This is a genomic window from Aerococcus sp. HMSC10H05 (assembly GCF_001806975.1).
GTDB classification, from domain to species: Bacteria; Bacillota; Bacilli; order Lactobacillales; family Aerococcaceae; genus Aerococcus; species Aerococcus viridans_B.
Map to the genome: position 1 here is coordinate 49,776 of NZ_KV786991.1, position 17,479 is coordinate 67,254.

19 protein-coding genes are annotated in these 17,479 nt (G+C 32.0%); 17 read left to right on the plus strand and 2 right to left on the minus strand.

What is annotated here, in order from left to right:
* Nucleotides 1-47: 47 nt before the first annotated feature.
* From HMPREF3116_RS06085 to HMPREF3116_RS06100, 4 genes are all read left to right on the plus strand, one after another.
* The gene (locus tag HMPREF3116_RS06085; RefSeq protein ID WP_070468379.1) at nucleotides 48-719 is read left to right on the plus strand and encodes a thiamine diphosphokinase; all 672 of its coding nucleotides are present in this window, start codon (nucleotides 48-50) and stop codon (nucleotides 717-719) included.
* A 95-nt stretch (nucleotides 720-814) separates the two neighbouring features.
* Nucleotides 815-1,006: a 50S ribosomal protein L28 gene (rpmB, locus tag HMPREF3116_RS06090; RefSeq protein ID WP_070468381.1), complete on the plus strand. Its 192-nt coding sequence runs from the start codon at nucleotides 815-817 to the stop codon at nucleotides 1,004-1,006.
* Nucleotides 1,007-1,223: 217 nt separating this feature from the next.
* Nucleotides 1,224-1,589, plus strand: a complete 366-nt coding sequence (locus HMPREF3116_RS06095) for an Asp23/Gls24 family envelope stress response protein (protein ID WP_003143306.1) — start codon at nucleotides 1,224-1,226, stop codon at nucleotides 1,587-1,589.
* 26 nt (nucleotides 1,590-1,615) lie between these two features.
* The gene (locus HMPREF3116_RS06100; protein WP_070468383.1) at nucleotides 1,616-3,298 is read left to right on the plus strand and encodes a DAK2 domain-containing protein; all 1,683 of its coding nucleotides are present in this window, start codon (nucleotides 1,616-1,618) and stop codon (nucleotides 3,296-3,298) included.
* Between the two features lie 113 nt (nucleotides 3,299-3,411).
* Here HMPREF3116_RS06100 and rpsN read toward each other — a convergent pair whose 3' ends face one another.
* On the minus strand, nucleotides 3,412-3,681 hold the full coding sequence (gene rpsN, locus HMPREF3116_RS06105; protein ID WP_070468385.1) for a 30S ribosomal protein S14: 270 nt from the start codon (nucleotides 3,679-3,681) through the stop codon (nucleotides 3,412-3,414).
* 127 nt (nucleotides 3,682-3,808) lie between these two features.
* Between rpsN and HMPREF3116_RS08995 the strand changes: the two genes are divergently transcribed.
* A complete protein-coding gene (locus HMPREF3116_RS08995) occupies nucleotides 3,809-3,913 on the plus strand; it encodes a putative metal homeostasis protein (protein ID WP_168125804.1) in 105 nt (34 codons plus the stop codon).
* Nucleotides 3,914-3,962: 49 nt separating this feature from the next.
* Here HMPREF3116_RS08995 and HMPREF3116_RS06110 read toward each other — a convergent pair whose 3' ends face one another.
* On the minus strand, nucleotides 3,963-5,468 hold the full coding sequence (locus tag HMPREF3116_RS06110; RefSeq protein ID WP_070468387.1) for an AcpB/EbpR/MafR family transcriptional regulator: 1,506 nt from the start codon (nucleotides 5,466-5,468) through the stop codon (nucleotides 3,963-3,965).
* A 331-nt stretch (nucleotides 5,469-5,799) separates the two neighbouring features.
* Between HMPREF3116_RS06110 and HMPREF3116_RS06115 the strand changes: the two genes are divergently transcribed.
* The 12 genes from HMPREF3116_RS06115 to HMPREF3116_RS06170 all read left to right on the plus strand — a co-directional run bounded on the left by HMPREF3116_RS06115 (nucleotide 5,800) and on the right by HMPREF3116_RS06170 (nucleotide 17,390).
* A complete protein-coding gene (locus HMPREF3116_RS06115; protein WP_070468389.1) occupies nucleotides 5,800-6,297 on the plus strand; it encodes a methylated-DNA--[protein]-cysteine S-methyltransferase in 498 nt (165 codons plus the stop codon).
* A gap of 345 nt (nucleotides 6,298-6,642) precedes the next feature.
* On the plus strand, nucleotides 6,643-7,842 hold the full coding sequence (locus tag HMPREF3116_RS06120) for a galactokinase (RefSeq protein WP_070468391.1): 1,200 nt from the start codon (nucleotides 6,643-6,645) through the stop codon (nucleotides 7,840-7,842).
* Entirely contained in the window at nucleotides 7,842-8,576 is a 735-nt protein-coding gene (locus HMPREF3116_RS06125; protein WP_070468392.1) for a nucleotidyltransferase family protein, read from the plus strand. Before HMPREF3116_RS06120 ends, HMPREF3116_RS06125 begins: the two co-directional genes overlap by 1 nt.
* A gap of 9 nt (nucleotides 8,577-8,585) precedes the next feature.
* The gene (locus HMPREF3116_RS06130) at nucleotides 8,586-9,707 is read left to right on the plus strand and encodes an EpsG family protein (protein ID WP_070468394.1); all 1,122 of its coding nucleotides are present in this window, start codon (nucleotides 8,586-8,588) and stop codon (nucleotides 9,705-9,707) included.
* Nucleotides 9,708-9,729: 22 nt separating this feature from the next.
* Nucleotides 9,730-11,178, plus strand: a complete 1,449-nt coding sequence (locus HMPREF3116_RS06135) for a lipopolysaccharide biosynthesis protein (RefSeq protein WP_070468396.1) — start codon at nucleotides 9,730-9,732, stop codon at nucleotides 11,176-11,178.
* Nucleotides 11,179-11,180: 2 nt separating this feature from the next.
* On the plus strand, nucleotides 11,181-12,350 hold the full coding sequence (locus tag HMPREF3116_RS06140; RefSeq protein ID WP_070468398.1) for a glycosyltransferase: 1,170 nt from the start codon (nucleotides 11,181-11,183) through the stop codon (nucleotides 12,348-12,350).
* A 13-nt stretch (nucleotides 12,351-12,363) separates the two neighbouring features.
* Nucleotides 12,364-13,278, plus strand: coding sequence for a glycosyltransferase family 2 protein (locus HMPREF3116_RS06145; protein WP_070468400.1), 915 nt, complete (start codon nucleotides 12,364-12,366; stop codon nucleotides 13,276-13,278).
* Nucleotides 13,279-13,292: 14 nt separating this feature from the next.
* Complete coding sequence (locus tag HMPREF3116_RS06150; protein WP_305781708.1) at nucleotides 13,293-14,405, plus strand: DegT/DnrJ/EryC1/StrS family aminotransferase; 1,113 nt, start codon at nucleotides 13,293-13,295, stop codon at nucleotides 14,403-14,405.
* A 24-nt stretch (nucleotides 14,406-14,429) separates the two neighbouring features.
* The gene (locus HMPREF3116_RS06155) at nucleotides 14,430-15,026 is read left to right on the plus strand and encodes a sugar transferase (RefSeq protein ID WP_070468403.1); all 597 of its coding nucleotides are present in this window, start codon (nucleotides 14,430-14,432) and stop codon (nucleotides 15,024-15,026) included.
* Between the two features lie 15 nt (nucleotides 15,027-15,041).
* Nucleotides 15,042-15,308 (plus strand): hypothetical protein, encoded by a 267-nt coding sequence (locus tag HMPREF3116_RS06160; protein WP_070468405.1) that lies wholly within the window; start codon nucleotides 15,042-15,044, stop codon nucleotides 15,306-15,308.
* A 1-nt stretch (nucleotide 15,309) separates the two neighbouring features.
* Nucleotides 15,310-16,287 (plus strand): ATP-grasp domain-containing protein, encoded by a 978-nt coding sequence (locus tag HMPREF3116_RS06165; RefSeq protein WP_070468406.1) that lies wholly within the window; start codon nucleotides 15,310-15,312, stop codon nucleotides 16,285-16,287.
* Nucleotides 16,284-17,390, plus strand: coding sequence for a glycosyltransferase family 4 protein (locus tag HMPREF3116_RS06170; RefSeq protein ID WP_070468408.1), 1,107 nt, complete (start codon nucleotides 16,284-16,286; stop codon nucleotides 17,388-17,390). The genes HMPREF3116_RS06165 and HMPREF3116_RS06170 overlap by 4 nt, the downstream gene beginning before the upstream one ends.
* Nucleotides 17,391-17,479: the final 89 nt, after the last annotated feature.

Sequence of the window (17,479 nt, forward strand, 5' to 3'; positions counted from 1 at the left end):
TATTTAGCTTTTATCTAATTAAGCCCGCACTAGAAAGAAGTGAGCCCATGCAAGTTTATCTTATCGGGTCTGGTCCTTTTGACCCAACGTATTTTAAAACCTATATAGCAGAAAGAAAAGCAGCCCTTAACGATACAGAAACAGTCTTTGTTGGGGTCGATTTAGGGGCTAAACAACTATTAGACCTTAATCTCCCCATTGACTTAGCAGTAGGCGATTTTGATTCAATTGAAGAAAGCGTCCTCAAACAAGTTGAAGATAAGGCCAAAAGAATTGAAAAGTTGCCGCCAATGAAAGATGAAACGGACACTGAACATGCTTTGGGCACAGTTGCTGACTTATATCCACAGGCTGAATACCATCTCTTTGGCATGCTAGGGGGGAGAGTAGACCATTTATTATCTAATTTATGGCTTATTTATCAAGACCGCTTTGCATCCATTATTGATCGTATTCACTTGGTTGAAGAAAATAATGCTGTATCATTTTTAAGACCAGGACAATATCAAATTGATCGTTTAAAAGGCATGAAATATTTATCTTTTGTTGCGATGACGCCAGTAAAGAATTTATGTTTAGAAAATGTTGTCTATCCCTTAGATCAGTATCAAATGCCCGTACCTTTGGCTTTGATTTCAAATGAGTTTTTACCAGGCCAAAATACCATGACCATTGCCTTTAGTGAGGGGCTTATCCTCGCTATTCAAGCCAGAGATTAAGTACAAGCATTATTTTTATCATAAATAGGTTTGATTTATGACATTAAATATAGTAATATGTTATGGTATGAAATTTGTAGAGGAGGATTATGACAATGGCTAAAGAATGTTATTACACAGGACGTAAAGCGACTACAGGTAACAACCGCTCACACGCATTGAATGCTACAAAACGTAAATTTAAAGCAAACTTACAAAAAGTTCGTATCATCGACGAAAATGGTAACAAAAAGCGTGTATGGGTTTCTGCACACGCAATCAAAGCTGGTTTAGTAAACCGTGCTTAATTCACTTATGATGATAATCAAATAAGGTCGTAATTTTCCAAAGTGGAAGATACGGCTTTTTTTGTGCCTATATATGGGTTTGCGACTTGTCAAATATTTAGGTATAATAGCTTGGTATGTGGTAAAATGAGTGTTATAAATGAAATGATATTTGTTTAGAACGATAAAGTTCTAGATAAATATAGCTAGACAACCCTTCAAAAGGAGGCTATTTTTTATGGCATTAAAAATGCAAACAGACTTCGGTGAAATTGATATTACAAATGAATCTATCGCAACAGTCGTAGGTATGGCTACAACCCAAAACTACGGTGTCGTTGGTATGGCAAGCAAGCATCAAATCCGTGATGGTATCCAAGAGATTCTTAAACAAGAAAACTATACCAAAGGGGTACTTGTTTCAGTAGATAACAACGATTTAGTAGTAGTGGATGTATATATTATCGTCAACTACGGAACGAAAATTTCTGAAATTTGTCGCAATGTACAAAGTTCTGTGAAATACGAATTAGGTCGTCAATTAGGTATTGCTGCAAATGTAGTGAACGTGTACGTACAAGGCGTCCGTGTGATTGAAGACTAGTTGCGGTAATCAAGGAGGATTTTTAGGTGAAAAGAACAGTATTAGACGTTGAAGCATTCATATCTATGCTGGAAGTTGGGGGTAACCGACTTTCAGAGAATGCTGAATATGTGAATTCATTAAATGTGTTCCCGGTGCCAGATGGTGATACCGGAACAAATATGAATTTAACATATACTTCAGGTATTGAACGAGTGATTAAACAACATTCCGATACCGTTGGTGAGGTTGGAGAAGACTTAGCTAAGGGCTTATTGATGGGCGCACGCGGTAACTCAGGCGTTATCTTATCTCAACTATTCCGAGGCTTTGGTAAGGCGATCGAAGGTAAAACGACCATTGAAGCAAAAGATTTAGCGAATGCTTTCCAACGTGGTATTGATACAGCGGTAAAAGCTGTGATGAAACCCGTAGAAGGTACTATCTTAACTGTAGCACGTGATTCAGCAGCAGCGGGTATGCAAAAAGCTGAAGAAACGGATGACATCATTGAAGTGATGACTGCAGTATTAGAAGAAGCACAAACATCACTAGAAAACACACCTAACTTACTACCCGTATTAAAAGAAGTAGGTGTTGTTGATTCAGGTGGTCAGGGGTTAGTTTATATCTACCATGGTTTCTTAGAGTCATTAACTGGTGAATCTTTCCCAGTTAAATCAGCTGATCCAAACAAAGCGAATGTAACCGAATTGGCTCACCAAGAAAACTTCTTTAATACATCACATTCAGTAACATCAGAAGATATTCAATATGGCTACTGTACTGAAATTATGGTTAAAATCGGTGAAGGCGAAACAGTTACTGAAACATTTGATTATGATACCTTCCGTAACTACTTAGATGGCATAGGGGATTCATTATTGGTTGTAGCTGATGACGAGATCGTTAAAGTGCATGTTCATACAGAAACACCAGGTGAAGTCATGAACTATGGCCAAAAATTTGGTTCATTAGTGAAAATTAAAGTAGACAACATGCGTCTACAACATGACGACATCCTAGAAGGTAAAGGCTCAAACCAAACAGCGTCAGCACCAGCAGTTGAGCGCACAAATTTAGCGATTATCGCTGTTGCGGCCGGTGAAGGTATTGAAAACCTATTTAAAGATATGGGCGTTAAATGTATCATCTCAGGTGGTCAAACGATGAACCCATCAACAAATGATATCTTAGATGCTATCGATAAAGCCAATGCAGATAATGTGATTATCTTACCGAATAATAAGAATATCATTATGGCTGCTAACCAAGCTGTTGAAGTATCAGAAACACCAGCTGCCGTAGTTGAAACTAAATATATCTCTCAAGGTTTAACAGCCATGTTAGGTTACAACCCAGATGGGACATTAGAAGACAACAAGGTGGCCATGGTTGCTGAAGTAGCAAACGTTACAAGTGGTCAAGTCACAGTAGCGGTTCGTGATACGACAGTTGACGGCTTAGAAATCCATAAAGATCACTATATGGGTATCATAGACGGTAAAATCGTCTCTGAAGACGCTGACTTAGTCAAAGAAACCATTAATATGATTAATCAAATGGTGGATGAAGACAAGGAATTAGTGACTTTAATCTTTGGTGAAGAAACCGACCAAGCAACAGCAGCATTAGTCGCTGAAGCAGTCGAAGCAGCTAACGAAGATATTGAAGTTGAGATCGTAGACGGTGGTCAACCAGTTTACCACTTCTTAGCGTCAGTAGAATAAGCCTTTTATATCAAAACACAAATAAGCACAGAAGCTAGCGGAAAACATTTCACTAGATTCTGTGCTTTTATTCATTTCACATTTTGGAGCGATAACTATAAAGGAATAAAATATTAGAATGAGGCTTTTTTTACACCAGGGATTTTGCCTTGGTGGGCTAATTCTCTAAATCGAATACGACTCATGCCGAATTTACGCATATAACCATGTGGACGACCATCAATTCTGTCCCGGTTGTGGATACGAGTAGGTGAGGCATTACGTGGTAACTTACTTAAACCTTCATAGTCACCGGCTGCTTTTAATGCTTCGCGTTTTTCTCTATATTTTTCTACGGTTGCTAGTTGTTTTTGTGCTTTCGCTATCTTTGATTTCTTAGCCATGAATAAATCCTTTCTGTACCAAGTGTTGACAAATGCTGTGAAAATCGTTAATATAAAATCCTGAAATATAAATCGTAATCATTACGATTTTAACCACTTACTATTAAAAAGTCAAGGAGGAAGTATCATGGCAGAAAAAATGGATGCAGCAAGTGCACGACGCCGGATGAAAAGTCCAAACCGTAAAACACGTCAACGGGCACAAAGCGTATTAAAATCTTTAAATAAGTAAAAGCGAAAGCGTTGATTGAGATACAATTCAATCAACGCTTTTTGCTTTCTTATTTGTCTGATGCCATTTCTTGCTTAAATTTTTGATAACGTATCCTGTTTACAATGTTTTCTAAAGGCTGGAAGTTATGCTGATATGATTCACTTGTGATGGTATATATCTCCTTTCCGGGAATAGCTGGAATAGAGAAAAAACTACAAATAATATCATAAGGACTTTCGGACAGTAGTGGAATGGATATATCAAAATGGTTCCAAGTTTCAACATTTACTTTTGGTCCAAAAATACCTTTAATATTACTTGCTGCTTGCTTAGAACCTTCCCAAGTGATTTCAGACAATACTAGAATATTTACGGCTGGCATGTTATTGGATAGATTCATAAATAAATCTTCCCAATAATTAAATACAGAGTAAATAGTAGCATAAAGGATATGGGGATCATAATGCTCACCAAAAATGAGTTGACAATACTTATCCATACCTTCAAACACTGCATCATAGAAACTAGGATGAAAGTTGCGGATCATTTGGTTGTGTTCCAAGAAAAGGTCACGTAAAATAAATGGTTTTGAGCGTGCTTGCCCTTCGATTAAAACAATATTATATAGTTCTAGTATCAATGCTTCTCGATTTGGCAGGGGTACCTTAAATTGGTGAATTAATTGATCAAGTATTTCTTCAAGCGAATCTAAAATATCTGCTATATGTGCATCAGAACTCCTAAGTGCTTTAATTTCTGCATAATCATATTTAAAATCTTGTTCGATAAACAAGCCTAAAATTTGTTCAATATATTCCTGGTCAAGGTTTAAATCAAATTTTTTATTTAATTCATCTAAATTAAAACCGTAGACATCACTCACTTCTGACAGATTGTTATGTAGCCGTGTAAGGGGGAGCTGGTGTTTATGACCATAATTGTAGCGGATCTCATTCACAACTACACTGATAGAAAATGAACGTATACTATAGGTATCTAATTTGTATGATGTAAAAGAAACCATATATAAAAGTAAATTTTGATAAAAATGCTGGTCATGGTCTGGAAATGGCCAATGTAAGATATCCGAAGACTCTATAAAAAAACGTTGCATAAATAAGCGTATATTTAATTCATCCCCTGTGAATTGATAAGGGTCAGAGTCAATGGAAAAACCATAGTTTTTAGTGAGTACTTCATTCATCTTTAATACTGCTCGGTAGGTTGTTGATTCAGAGACGAAAAGGATATTTGAAAGTTCAGCCAAAGAAACCTTATCATGAAAGAAGATATATTGAATAATGGTGAAATAGATGTTCGAGTTATAAAACTTACGGTAAACTTTATCAATAGATGTATTATGTTTATATTGAATACTGTATAAGTCATCAGTTTTAAAAATATCTATGAAGTCATACTTTTCATTAATTTCACGAATTGTTTCCATTACCATACGATGATTAATATTCGCGTAGGCTGCAATATCCTTCACTTGTTGAGCTGTACCAATATGTGTCAAAAATTCTAACACATCGATTTCTCGTTTTTGTTTATTTGTCAATAGATTTCGCATATATATCACTTCTAATTTAGAATTAGAAGACTCCTTTCTGCAAGTATATCACCTTTATATTATAAGATGTATAGATATTAAAGGCTATTAACTTGCAATGAAGTTTCCAATATTGATAAAAAGCAAGTGAATAGAACAAGAAAAACGAACATAGTTAAACAATATTTGTACTTATGAAAAGAGAGGTAATGAATGAATTTCATTGAAATTGATTGATATTGACTGTTAAACGATACAACCTATCAACCAGATATATATACCAGTGAGACTTTACTCGCTAACAACTAGGAATCTGTTACAATTTAAACCATCATATTAAAGGAGCTTTCTTATGTTATATAAATATCCTTATTCATCTGAATTAGGCACCATTACCTTACTAGCAAACGACCATGGCTTATTAGGGGCATGGTTTGAAGACCAAAAGCATTTTGGTGGTCTATTTGACCTTGATAAAGCGATTAATCAACAATCAGTGATCATCGATAAAGCAGTAGAGTGGTTAGATGTCTACTTTGCTAAGCAACCACTTGAAACAATCGATTTTCAATTAATGCCACAAGGTACAGCTTTCCAACAAGATGTGTGGACTGAACTACAAAAGATTGCCTATGGACAAGTTATGACACTAGACCAATTAACTGATAGCATTGCAGCTAGACAAACTAAAGGACAAGGATCAAAAAAAGCAGTAATTGGCGCAATTGAAAGTAACCCAATAGCCTTGATGATTCCAAGTCACCGTGTAATACTTTCAATTGAAGAAACCAAAAATCGAGACAAGAATACAAATTTGTTTCAGCAATTGAGAGACTTTGAAATAAAATAACACCCAAAAACTTCAGAACGCTTGACGCCATGATTCTGAAGTTCTTTCTATGACTTTTATCCATTCTGTATAGATAGCATATGCATATATATAACAATTTTCATGCCAGTTAGCCACTAATGATATGAAAATCAGAGAAGAAAAAATGACGCATAAAGGTTGAATTCAAACGATCACGAGGCTATGATTAGACGAAGATTGTTTTTAATGAAATTGAATGAACATTGTATGACTTTGGACAAATCGATGAATAAGAAGGGAAAATTGAAAATTATATCTAAATCGTAATATTTCTTTGCTATAATAATAAAGAATTATGCAAAATGGATTGGAGATCGTAAATATATGCCTAACCTGATGGAAACATTTATTGCTGAATATGGCACTTCAAATGACTTAAGAGCGGTAAAATCACCGTTAAGAATATGTCCAATCGGCGCCCACTCTGATTACCAAGGTGGAAGAGTAACAGGGATGACTCTGGATGCGAGCGTGGATATGGTGTATGCACCACGTGAAGATAACTATGTTCAAATTCAAAGTCTGGATTTCCCTGATAAGGAAATTTTTTCTTATGGACATGAATTAGAATATATTCCAGGTTTCTGGGGGACCTATATTCGAGGTGCTGTAAAAGCCTTACAACAAGATTATGTATTAAAAGTAGGATTGAATGCTGTTGTATCAGGTAAGTTACCGATCGGTGGATTATCGTCGTCAGCGGCGGTAACGACTGCTTATTTAATGGCTTTATGTGATGTAAATGATATCCAAGTATCTAAAATGGGTATTATTATGTACAGTCACTGGGTGGAAACGGAATTTATCGGACTTAAAAATGGGATTTTAGACCAATCTGCAAATGTTTTAAGTATGGACAATCAATTAATGGTCATGGACTGTTTAACCAACGAATATGAAATGATTAATAAAGGCGAAAGCATTAAAGATTTTGAAGTCATCGTTGTCTATTCTGGTATTTCTAAATCACTTATTGGGACAGACTTTAATAATCGAGTAGATGAATCGCGCGTAGCAGGGTGGTTGTTACTTGAATTAGCTGGTTTACCGTTGCCAACATTAGAAGACGTTAAATTACGAGATGTACCAATTGAGGTTTATGAAGAGTATAAAGACCAATTACCAGAACGATTCCGTAAACGGGCAGCCCATTTCTATACAGAACAAGCACGTGTACTCAAGGGAGCAGAAGCTTGGGCAAAAGGTGATATTGAGGAATTCGGGCAGTTAATGTTTGAATCAGGTTATTCATCATTCTACCAACAAGAAACAGGCATCGCGGAAATGAAAACAATTTTTGATATCTTGAAAGATGCGGAAGGTGTCTACGGTGCACGTCCAAGTGGGGCTGGATTCCGTGGCGCAGTGATTGGTTTGATTGATCCAGCGTATAAAGAAAGTATTAAAGCACAGATTGATGCAATCTATCCAGTAAAATACCCAGAAATTAAAGATAAATACGAAGTGAATTTCTGTGTAACTGAAGACGGGGCAAGATTTGTAGATGTGGAGGAACTGATTTAATGAAGGCAATTTTATTGGGTGCGGGCTATGCAACGCGCTTATATCCACTAACTAAGAATAAGGCAAAGCCACTATTAGAAGTAGCAGGTAAGACAATCACTGACCATATCGTAGAGAAAATTATACAAGTTCCTGAAGTAGATGAAATTATTATTGTCACCAATGATAAATTTGCCCACCAGTTTGAAGAATGGGTTGACCAAGCAAACTATGAGATGAAATTTACCGTAGTGAATGATGGGACTTTAACCAATGAAACCCGTTTAGGGGCAATTGGAGACATTCAGTTTGTAATTGATCAGTTAGGTATTCAAGATGATTTATTAATACTTGCAGGAGACAATCTATTTGAATTTTCATTAGCAAAATTTGTTGGTTTTGCGAAAGATCATGATTCAGATGCTCTCGCTATGTATTATGAAGCAAACCTAGACCAATTGAAGCGTAATGGGACAGCTGCTTTCGATGAAAATAGAACAGTAGTAGATTTTATTGAGAAACCAGAAAATCCTACCTACCATCACTGTGTACCTACGTTTTACGTCCTAAAAGAAGACACGTTACCTTTAATTCAAGAATATTTGAACGCAGGTAATAATCCGGATGCACCTGGAAACTTTATTCCGTATTTGATTCAACATAATCAAGTTAAAGCTTTCGTATTTGAAGGTAAACGATATGATATAGGAACGGTGGAAAGTTATAATAAAGTACGGTTAGTATTTAAAAAATAGGAGTAAAAAATGGTAGCTACAATTTTACAGTATATATTTATTTTCCTTGTGTTAATTTTGAGTGCTTTTTTAGGGGCAATTGAAAAACATCTAAATTTTAGTATAAATTTAAAAAAGATAACAGTTTTATTATTAATCATTATTATTTCATGTTCTGCAGCTATACGAACGATAGGTACTGATACTGAAAACTATGTGAATATATATCTTATGTTGCCTCGAATTTCAAATTTAAATATAAATTTATTACTGGAAATGTCTTATGAACCAGGATTTGTTTTACTTGCTTCGTTATTAAAATCGATAGGTATAGGAATACAAGGATTTTTCTTTCTATTTTCATTTATACCACTAGTAATTATTTCGTCAGTAATTTTCAAAGTTGATAATAAAAATGCATTTTTATTATTTTTTATTTTTATTTCTTTCTTTATTTTACGAGGGCCACTAGATATTATAAGACAGTTTTTTGCAATGAGTATATTATTAAAGGCATTTTATGATTTGAGTGAAAATAATAGTATTAAGTACTATTTAAATAGTTTTGCAAGTATTCTTTTTCATTATTCTACCAGTATTACATTATTTATAAGAAGATTTTTAGAAAGAACAATTATAAGAAAATCTAATTATGTACTGATATCATTAGTAATCTTTTTAATAGGAGTAATTGCTAGAAACTTTATTTTGAGTGATATATCGAGGCCCACTGTTACTTTTCCAGCCTTAAATAAAGTAGTAAGTTATTTATCGTCAAGTTACCAATATGATAATACTATTCATTTTATTTCTAGAATTTTGTTAGAACATTCATTACCGTGGATAAATATAGGATTGATTATTTTCTTAACCTCATATTCTTATATTATACAACTAAATAGAATAAATTTAATCAGTTTTAACTCTATGCTAGTAGGCTCTTATATTTATTTCTTCTGTATGGGCCTTGGGGAAAGTACAATAGCTGTTCGATTAAGCTATATGTTTTCAATAGGAATTTTTATTCTAATAAAAGATTTATTAATTATTAAGCCAAACAAAATAAAATATATAATTTGGATTTTAGTGATAATTCTATATAATTTAATAGTTTTGAACTACTATAGTAATGCTTATAAACTTTTTTACTAAATTTAAGAAGGAGGTACGTAATTTGGATGAACTAGTAAATAAAAAAAATATCATAAATTCTTTAGTATGGAAGATTATAGAATTAGGTGGTTCACAGTTAATTACATTTGTAATACAAATAATCTTAGCAAGAATTTTGTCCCCCTCAGAATTTGGAACAATGTCAATATTATTAGTCTTTGTTAACATTGCTCAAGTATTTGTTCAAGGTGGTTTTAATGTTGCCTTAGTACAAAAAAAAGAAGCAGATAATCTTGACTTTTCTTCAGTTTTTTATTTTTCTTTAGGAATTTCATTTTTATTATATATTTTATTATTTTATACCGCTCCATGGATATCAGAATTTTATGGAGATTACAATTTAACTATATATTTAAGGACAATTGGGATTGTGTTCTTTGCGGGTGCAGTTAATTCTGTACAATTAGCTTATTTGCAACGAAAATTACAGTTTCAAGTGTCTGCTAGGAGTAGTTTGATTGCTAATACTATTTCTGGGATTATAGGTATAGTTGCAGCCTATATGTCATTTGGAATTTGGGCGTTACTAATTCAACAATGCATGTATCAAATTTTGAACTGTATTATAGTCGCTATCCTTTCTGACTGGAAACCAGTAATGAAATTTTCCTTATATAGAATTAAAGAGATGTTTATTTATGGGAGTAGCATATTAGGTTCTAATTTGATTAGTAATATTTATCTCGAAATTAGAACATTAATAATTGGAAGGACATATAATTCCACTTCTCTAGGATATTACAAAAGAGGGGAACAGTTTCCCAATGTAATTGTAAGAAATGTTGATGGTGCCATACAGGCAGTATTATTACCATCCTTGTCCTCTCAGCAAAGCGATATAAAGATTGTAAAAAGAATGGTTAGAAGGTCATTGAAAACAAGTTCGTTCCTTATTTTTCCAGCGATGGTAGGGATGGCAGTGACAGCAAAAAATATAGTAGTAGTTGTGTTAGGAGAGAAGTGGATTCCAGCGACATCTCTACTTATAATATTCAGTTTGACGTATGCAATTTGGCCAATAATCACTATCAATTTGCAACCTATGAGAGCTTTAGGACGAAGTGATTTAATTTTAAAAACTGAAATAATCAAAAAAAGTATAGGTCTAGTAATAATTTTGATTACTGTTCCTATTAGTATAAAAGCAGTTGCTATAGGATTTATGATTGAAAGATATGTTGAAACTATTATTAATGCGATTCCAAATAAAAAATTAATAAATTATACATATATAGAACAAATCAAAGATATCCTACCATCTGCAGTACAAGCTATTTTGATGGGAATTATCATTTATTTCGTGAATTTTCTAAAACTCGATACATTAAAAACGTTAGGAATACAAATAGTTGTGGGGGCTTCTATTTATATAGCATTGTCTTATATATTAAATAATGAAGCTTACACTTACTTGCTAAATACTACAAAGAGTTATTTAAAGAGGAGTTAATAATGAAGATATGCTTTGTTTCAGATACGATAGGAGTAATAGGCGGTCAGCAAAAAATATTGACCATAATTGCTAACTCACTGGCTCAAAATAAAAAAAATGAAATTTCAATATTATTTAATCAAAATGAGAAACTATCTAGAACTATAAAATATCCACTGGATCCTAAGGTTAAAACTTACTGGACTAAAGAAACTGCTCATGGAAAATATGATTATATTTTATCTAGGTTATATACAAAGTGTTACCAGAGAGGATTTGGTTCAGGAAGTCAAGATTTTAATTTGAATCGAATTTTTCCACTCAAAGAAAGAAGATCGTATATTAAGTTTTTTGAAACCCATCAATTTGATATTATAGTGGGAGTTGCTCCCTATTCTTCTGCTTTATTAGGTATGATTTCTAACCAACTAACTCCTAAAACTGTTGGATGGCTCCATAATTCTTATGAAAGATATTTTGAGTATAAGGATAACTTATATAATTTGAAATCAATTTATAAAATAGCACTAAAAAAATTAGATTCAAGAATTGTGTTGACTAAATCAGCAAAAAGAAGATTTACAAGTGAATTTGATATGGATTTTGACTATATATATAATCCTCTGACATTTAAGACTTCAAAATTTAGTACACTAAAGAAAAAGAAAATTATTTTTGTAGGAAGAATTTTTTACGCTACAAAAGGTTTAGATTTACTTCTTGAAATAGTTCAGAAACTAAAAAAGATTAACAGTAATTTTGAAGTAGAAGTAGTAGGAGATGGGCCAGATATGCAAAGGTTTCAATCGGATATAGAAAAAAATAATTTACAGTCATATATCACTATTGTAGGAGAATCAAATAATGTCGCTGAGCATTATTTAGATAGTTCTATTTTCATATCTACTTCAAAAGTTGAAGGTTTTGGATTGGTTTTGACCGAAGCTATGGAATGCGGTTTACCGGTAGTTTCATTTTCAACGGAAGGCCCCTCAGAAATTATCATTCAAAATAAAAGTGGTTTTCTTGTTAATAACTATAATACAAAAGAATTTGCAGAAAAATTAGATATTCTCTTAAAAAATGATAAGCTAAGAAGTGATATGGGAGCTTTTTCAAAGCAGAGGGCTAACGATTTTTCATTAAAAGTAATTACTGAGGATTGGGAAACCTTATTTAATTCATTATAAAAGGGGTGTAGATTTGGAACCAAAGGTAAGTATAATCATTCCAACATTTGGAAGAAGTGATAGGATAACTCGTGCTATTGATAGTGCACTTAATCAAAGTTATAACAATATAGAAGTTATAGTAGTTGATGATAATGATCCTAAAAGCATTGATAGATTAAAAACAGAAGAAAATGTTTCTAAATATCTAAAAAATCCTAAATTTAAATATTTTCAACATAAAAAGAATTTAAATGGAGCTGTTGCAAGAAATACCGGAATTAAGCATTCTGAAGGTGATTATATTACCTTCTTAGACGATGATGATGAATACTATAATGATAAAGTAATGCAACAAGTAAATGCTTTAAGTAATTTAGATTTTTCATGGGGAATGTGTTATACGGGTTACAAAAAAATTGATCAGTTTGGGAAAATTCAGGTTTCTGCTGAGAAAGCGGAAGGATTTTTACCCGTACAGTCATTATCAAAAAATCTATTTATGGGTTCTGGATCAAATTTCATGATACGTAAAGAAATTATAGATGAGGTAAATGGATTTGACGAAACATTTCAAAGAAATCAAGATTTGGAATTTATGTCTAGAATTCTTTTAAAGTATAAAATAAAATATGTAAATTATATGGGTATTCTGATACATAATGAAATTAGAGAAAAAAAATATACTTATAATGAAACTAAAGCTATAAATTTAAATTATAAAAAACGCTTTAGTAAAATAATAGCTCAATTAAGTAGTGATGATCAGAATAAAGTTTGGTTAATATTATCTCTTATAGATCTCAGAGCTGCATTATCATTTAAAGAATTTGGAGATGCCATTTCAATTTATCGAAATAGTAAATTAAACTTTATAGTTTTAATAAAATATTTTTATTATATCCTTTATAGAGCGGTAACTAAAAAAAGTTTTGGTTTTAAACTATAAAGTAATAAAGGAGAATTAATATGTCAAGAATATTGCTATCCTCACCACATATGAGTGATGAAGGGTACGAACGTGAATTTGTTCAAGAAGCATTTGATACAAACTGGATAGCACCATTAGGTCATAATGTAAATGAATTTGAAAATGAACTTTCCCAAATGGTGGGTGTTGATAATACTTTAGCTTTGGACTCTGGTACGTCCGCAATTCATCTAGCATTAAAAGCTGCTGGAGTGGGTGAGGGTGACATCGTATTTTGTCAAACTCTGACATTCTCAGCAACTGCCAATCCAATTAGATACGAGAAGGCTATTCCTGTTTTTATTGATTCTGAACGTGATACATGGAATATGGACCCAGAATTATTAGAGCAGGCATTTGAAAAATATACCCCTAAAGCAGTGATTGTAGTACACCTTTATGGCGTATCAAGCAAAATTGACCAAATTAAGGAAATTTGTGATAAACATGGTGTTGCTTTGATTGAAGATGCAGCTGAGAGTTTAGGTACTGTCTTTAAAGGGCAATGGACGGGTACATTTGGCGATTATGGCATTTATTCATTTAATGGCAATAAAATTATCACTACTTCCGGTGGAGGGATGTTAGTTTCCAAACATAAAGATGGTATTGATAAAGCGCGTTATTGGGCAACTCAAGCTAGAGAGGCGGTCTTACACTATGAACATAAGGATATTGGTTATAACTATAGATTGAGTAATATCTCTGCAGGAGTTGGGCGAGGGCAGTTGAAAATCCTTTCAGATAGAATTGAGAAAAAGCGTGCAATTTATCATCGTTATAAAGATGCCTTTAAAGATATTGACGAAATCGAAATGTTACCTGAACATGACTATGAACGTGCAAACTATTGGTTAAGTGCATTTCAAATTCATTCCGATAAAGTTACACCTAAAACAGTTATTGATGCATTGAATGAAGCAAATATAGAATCTAGACCAGTTTGGAAACCAATGCATATGCAACCTGTTTTTGAAGAATTTGACTATATTGGTGGCAATGTCGCACAATTGTTATATGAAAATGGAGTTTGTTTACCAAGTGATACAAAAATGTCAGCAACAGAACAAGATAAAGTAATTAATGTTATTAAAAGCTTGTTTTAATTTTAAGTTAGGGAGAATAGGTTAATGAATAGAAGTCAAAAAGTTCTAAAAAGATTATTTGATTTATTAATTAGTACAGTTTTTCTAGTAATATTATTTCCTCTGTTTATTATAATTTCTGTACTAATAAAATTAACTTCACAAGGACCAATTCTATTTTGTCAAAGTCGGATCGGTGAACATGGGAAAATATTTAAAATATTTAAATTCAGAACCATGATCAATAATGCTGAGAATATTGGAGACGGTCTTAGCATTAAAAGTGAGAGAGATACTCGAATAACTAAAATTGGATTTTTTTTACGAAAGACTAGTTTAGATGAATTACCACAATTACTTAATATTTGGTTAGGAGAAATGAGTTTAGTGGGACCTCGACCACCCGTTACTTATTTTCCATATCAGCATTATGAGGGATATCCAGATTGGGCGAAAAAAAGATTTAGTGTTAAACCAGGAATTACCGGACTTGCACAAGTAACTGTAAGAAATTCTGTTGGTTGGAATGAAAGAATAAAATTAGATATAGATTATATCGAACATTATAGTTTAAAGTTAGATTTTAAAATTATTCTCAAAACATTCCTTAGAGTAATAAAAACAGATAATATTTATAATTAAGAAAGTAGGGTGACTATGTTTAGTAGTGAGAATATTTTTTTACGACCAATATTAAAAACAGATTTAGTTTATTTGAATAAGTGGAAAAACACGAAAGAAATTTATCAGTATTTAGGGGGAGGATTCAGTCCTATTTCGATTAATCAACAAGAGAAGTGGTTAGAAAATATGATTGACATTACGGATAAGAATAAACGTTATATGATCTGTAATATGGAACGATATATTAACGGTACCTATCAAAACTTGTTGCTAATGGAAAAATTTATTGATAGGAGATAATATGAATATTCTAATTTTAAGTGTAGGTACAAGAAATAAAGTAGTTCAATATTTTAAAAAAGAATTGCAAGGAAGAGGCTTAGTTATAGCTACTGATGCTAGTGAACTAGCTCCTGCTCTCTATGAAGCTGATAAATATTTTATAGTTCCAAAAATCAATGAATCTAACTATATAGATTATATTTTGAAAATCTGCAAAGAAAATAATATTGATGGTGTATTATCACTAATAGACCCAGAGTTATCAGTTTTAGCTAAAAATAAAAAACGTTTCTTAGATATAGGAACTATTCCGATTGTTTCTGATTATGAGGAAGTGGAAATATCCTTTGATAAGTATAATTTTTCAAAGTATATTGAAAGACTTGGATTTAAAGCAGTTCAAACTTATCGAAATATTAAAGATTTTGAAAAAGCTTATCAAAATGAACAAATAGACTTTCCGGTATTCGTTAAACCACTTCGGGGAAGTGCAAGTATTAATATAAATAAAGTTGAAGATATAGACCAACTAAGAGACTTATTTAACAGATTTGATGATTTAATAATTCAAGAGCTTATGAATGGTAAAGAATATGGTGTAGATGTATTTATAGATTTGGTATCTAAGAGACCAGTAAGTATGTTTATTAAAGAAAAATTATTAATGAGAGCTGGAGAAACTGATAAATCTGTTTCAGTAAAAAATAATAAATTATATAATACTATAATAAATTTTTTAAAGGTTACAAACTATATTGGAGTTATAGACATAGATATTTTTGAAAAGAATGGAGAATTTTTTATTTCGGAAGTTAATCCACGCTTTGGAGGAGGTTATCCTCATGCTTATGAATGTGGGGTTAATATACCTAATAAAATAGTAAAAAATTTACAAAATAAGATTAATATTCCAAATTTTGAGTATGATGAAGATGTTTATATGATGAAATATAATGAAATAAAAATTTTAGATAAAAATATAGGGGAAATTCATTGAAATTTTTGTATGTTACGACAGTGTCTTCGACCATAAATGCGTTTCTAATACCTCATATAAAGATGTTAAAAAATAAAGGATACGAGGTAGATATAGCAACTAGTCAAACGGAAAATTTAACAATTGAAGCAAAACAACTAGCCACTAGAATTTATGAGATTCATTTTAGTAGAAGTCCTATTAATAAAAATAATTTTATGGCGTATAAGGAAATAAAAAAAATACTTAATGAACAAAGATATAATGTGATACATGTTCATACCCCAGTGGCTTCGGCTGTTACAAGAATAGCAGCTAATTCTAAATCTGGTGCTAAATTGGTATATACAGCACATGGCTTTCATTTTTTTAAAGGCGCTCCTAAAATAAATTGGCTTTTATATTATACAATCGAGAAATTGTTAGCAAAAAAAACTAGCGCTTTGATTACTTTGAATCAAGAAGACTTTGAAATGGGGAAAAAGTTAGGAATTAAAAATGTTTTTAAAATGAATGGTGTAGGTGTTGATCTCAAAAGATTTTCAAATACTAAAACTAATAATAAGCTTAAATCACAATTAGGAATTAATAATGCAGATATAGTCTTCTTATCAGTTGGAGAACTTAATATAAATAAGAATCATCGACTTGTGATTGAGGCATTTTCTAAATTAAATAATAATTCCTTTAAATATTTTATCTGTGGTAAAGGACCAGAAAGGGAGAATTTAGAAAAGTTAATTTGTCAAAATAAACTTGAGAATAGTATTTTTTTGCTAGGTTTTAGAAATGATATTAATGAATTAATGAAATTAGCAAATGTTTTTATATTTCCTTCTCGTAGAGAAGGTTTGCCAGTGTCTATTATGGAGGCAATGGCTAGTGGTTTACCAATAATTGCATCAAATATAAGAGGAAATAATGATTTAGTTATAGATAAAGAAGGTGGATTACTATTTGAGGACAATAGTTTAGTAGATTTGGTTAACCAACTTGAAAAGGTTAGTAATCAATCTGATATAAATATTCAGAAGTTTTCAAATTTTAATATACAGCGTATTAAAAATTATACTATAGAATCAGTTTTATATGATTTAGATAATATATATAAAGATATTCTTTGATTAGGAGTCTATTTTTAAGAAAATAATTTTTTGAAATTAAACTATGATGAGCTTTAAGTCAAATAGTGTTGGTGACCAAAAATAAATAA

Bases quoted from the DNA above. Each gene is read 5' to 3' on its own strand.
- HMPREF3116_RS06085 (WP_070468379.1), top strand. From the start codon at position 48: ATGCAAGTTTATCTTATCGGGTCTGGTCCTTTTGACCCAACGTATTTT.
- rpmB (WP_070468381.1), top strand. From the start codon at position 815: ATGGCTAAAGAATGTTATTACACAGGACGTAAAGCGACTACAGGTAAC.
- HMPREF3116_RS06095 (WP_003143306.1), top strand. From the start codon at position 1,224: ATGGCATTAAAAATGCAAACAGACTTCGGTGAAATTGATATTACAAAT.
- rpsN (WP_070468385.1), bottom strand. From the start codon at position 3,681: ATGGCTAAGAAATCAAAGATAGCGAAAGCACAAAAACAACTAGCAACC.
- HMPREF3116_RS08995 (WP_168125804.1), top strand. From the start codon at position 3,809: ATGGCAGAAAAAATGGATGCAGCAAGTGCACGACGCCGGATGAAAAGT.
- HMPREF3116_RS06110 (WP_070468387.1), bottom strand. From the start codon at position 5,468: ATGCGAAATCTATTGACAAATAAACAAAAACGAGAAATCGATGTGTTA.
- HMPREF3116_RS06115 (WP_070468389.1), top strand. From the start codon at position 5,800: ATGTTATATAAATATCCTTATTCATCTGAATTAGGCACCATTACCTTA.
- HMPREF3116_RS06120 (WP_070468391.1), top strand. From the start codon at position 6,643: ATGCCTAACCTGATGGAAACATTTATTGCTGAATATGGCACTTCAAAT.
- HMPREF3116_RS06125 (WP_070468392.1), top strand. From the start codon at position 7,842: ATGAAGGCAATTTTATTGGGTGCGGGCTATGCAACGCGCTTATATCCA.
- HMPREF3116_RS06130 (WP_070468394.1), top strand. From the start codon at position 8,586: ATGGTAGCTACAATTTTACAGTATATATTTATTTTCCTTGTGTTAATT.
- HMPREF3116_RS06140 (WP_070468398.1), top strand. From the start codon at position 11,181: ATGAAGATATGCTTTGTTTCAGATACGATAGGAGTAATAGGCGGTCAG.
- HMPREF3116_RS06155 (WP_070468403.1), top strand. From the start codon at position 14,430: ATGAATAGAAGTCAAAAAGTTCTAAAAAGATTATTTGATTTATTAATT.
- HMPREF3116_RS06160 (WP_070468405.1), top strand. From the start codon at position 15,042: ATGTTTAGTAGTGAGAATATTTTTTTACGACCAATATTAAAAACAGAT.
- HMPREF3116_RS06165 (WP_070468406.1), top strand. From the start codon at position 15,310: ATGAATATTCTAATTTTAAGTGTAGGTACAAGAAATAAAGTAGTTCAA.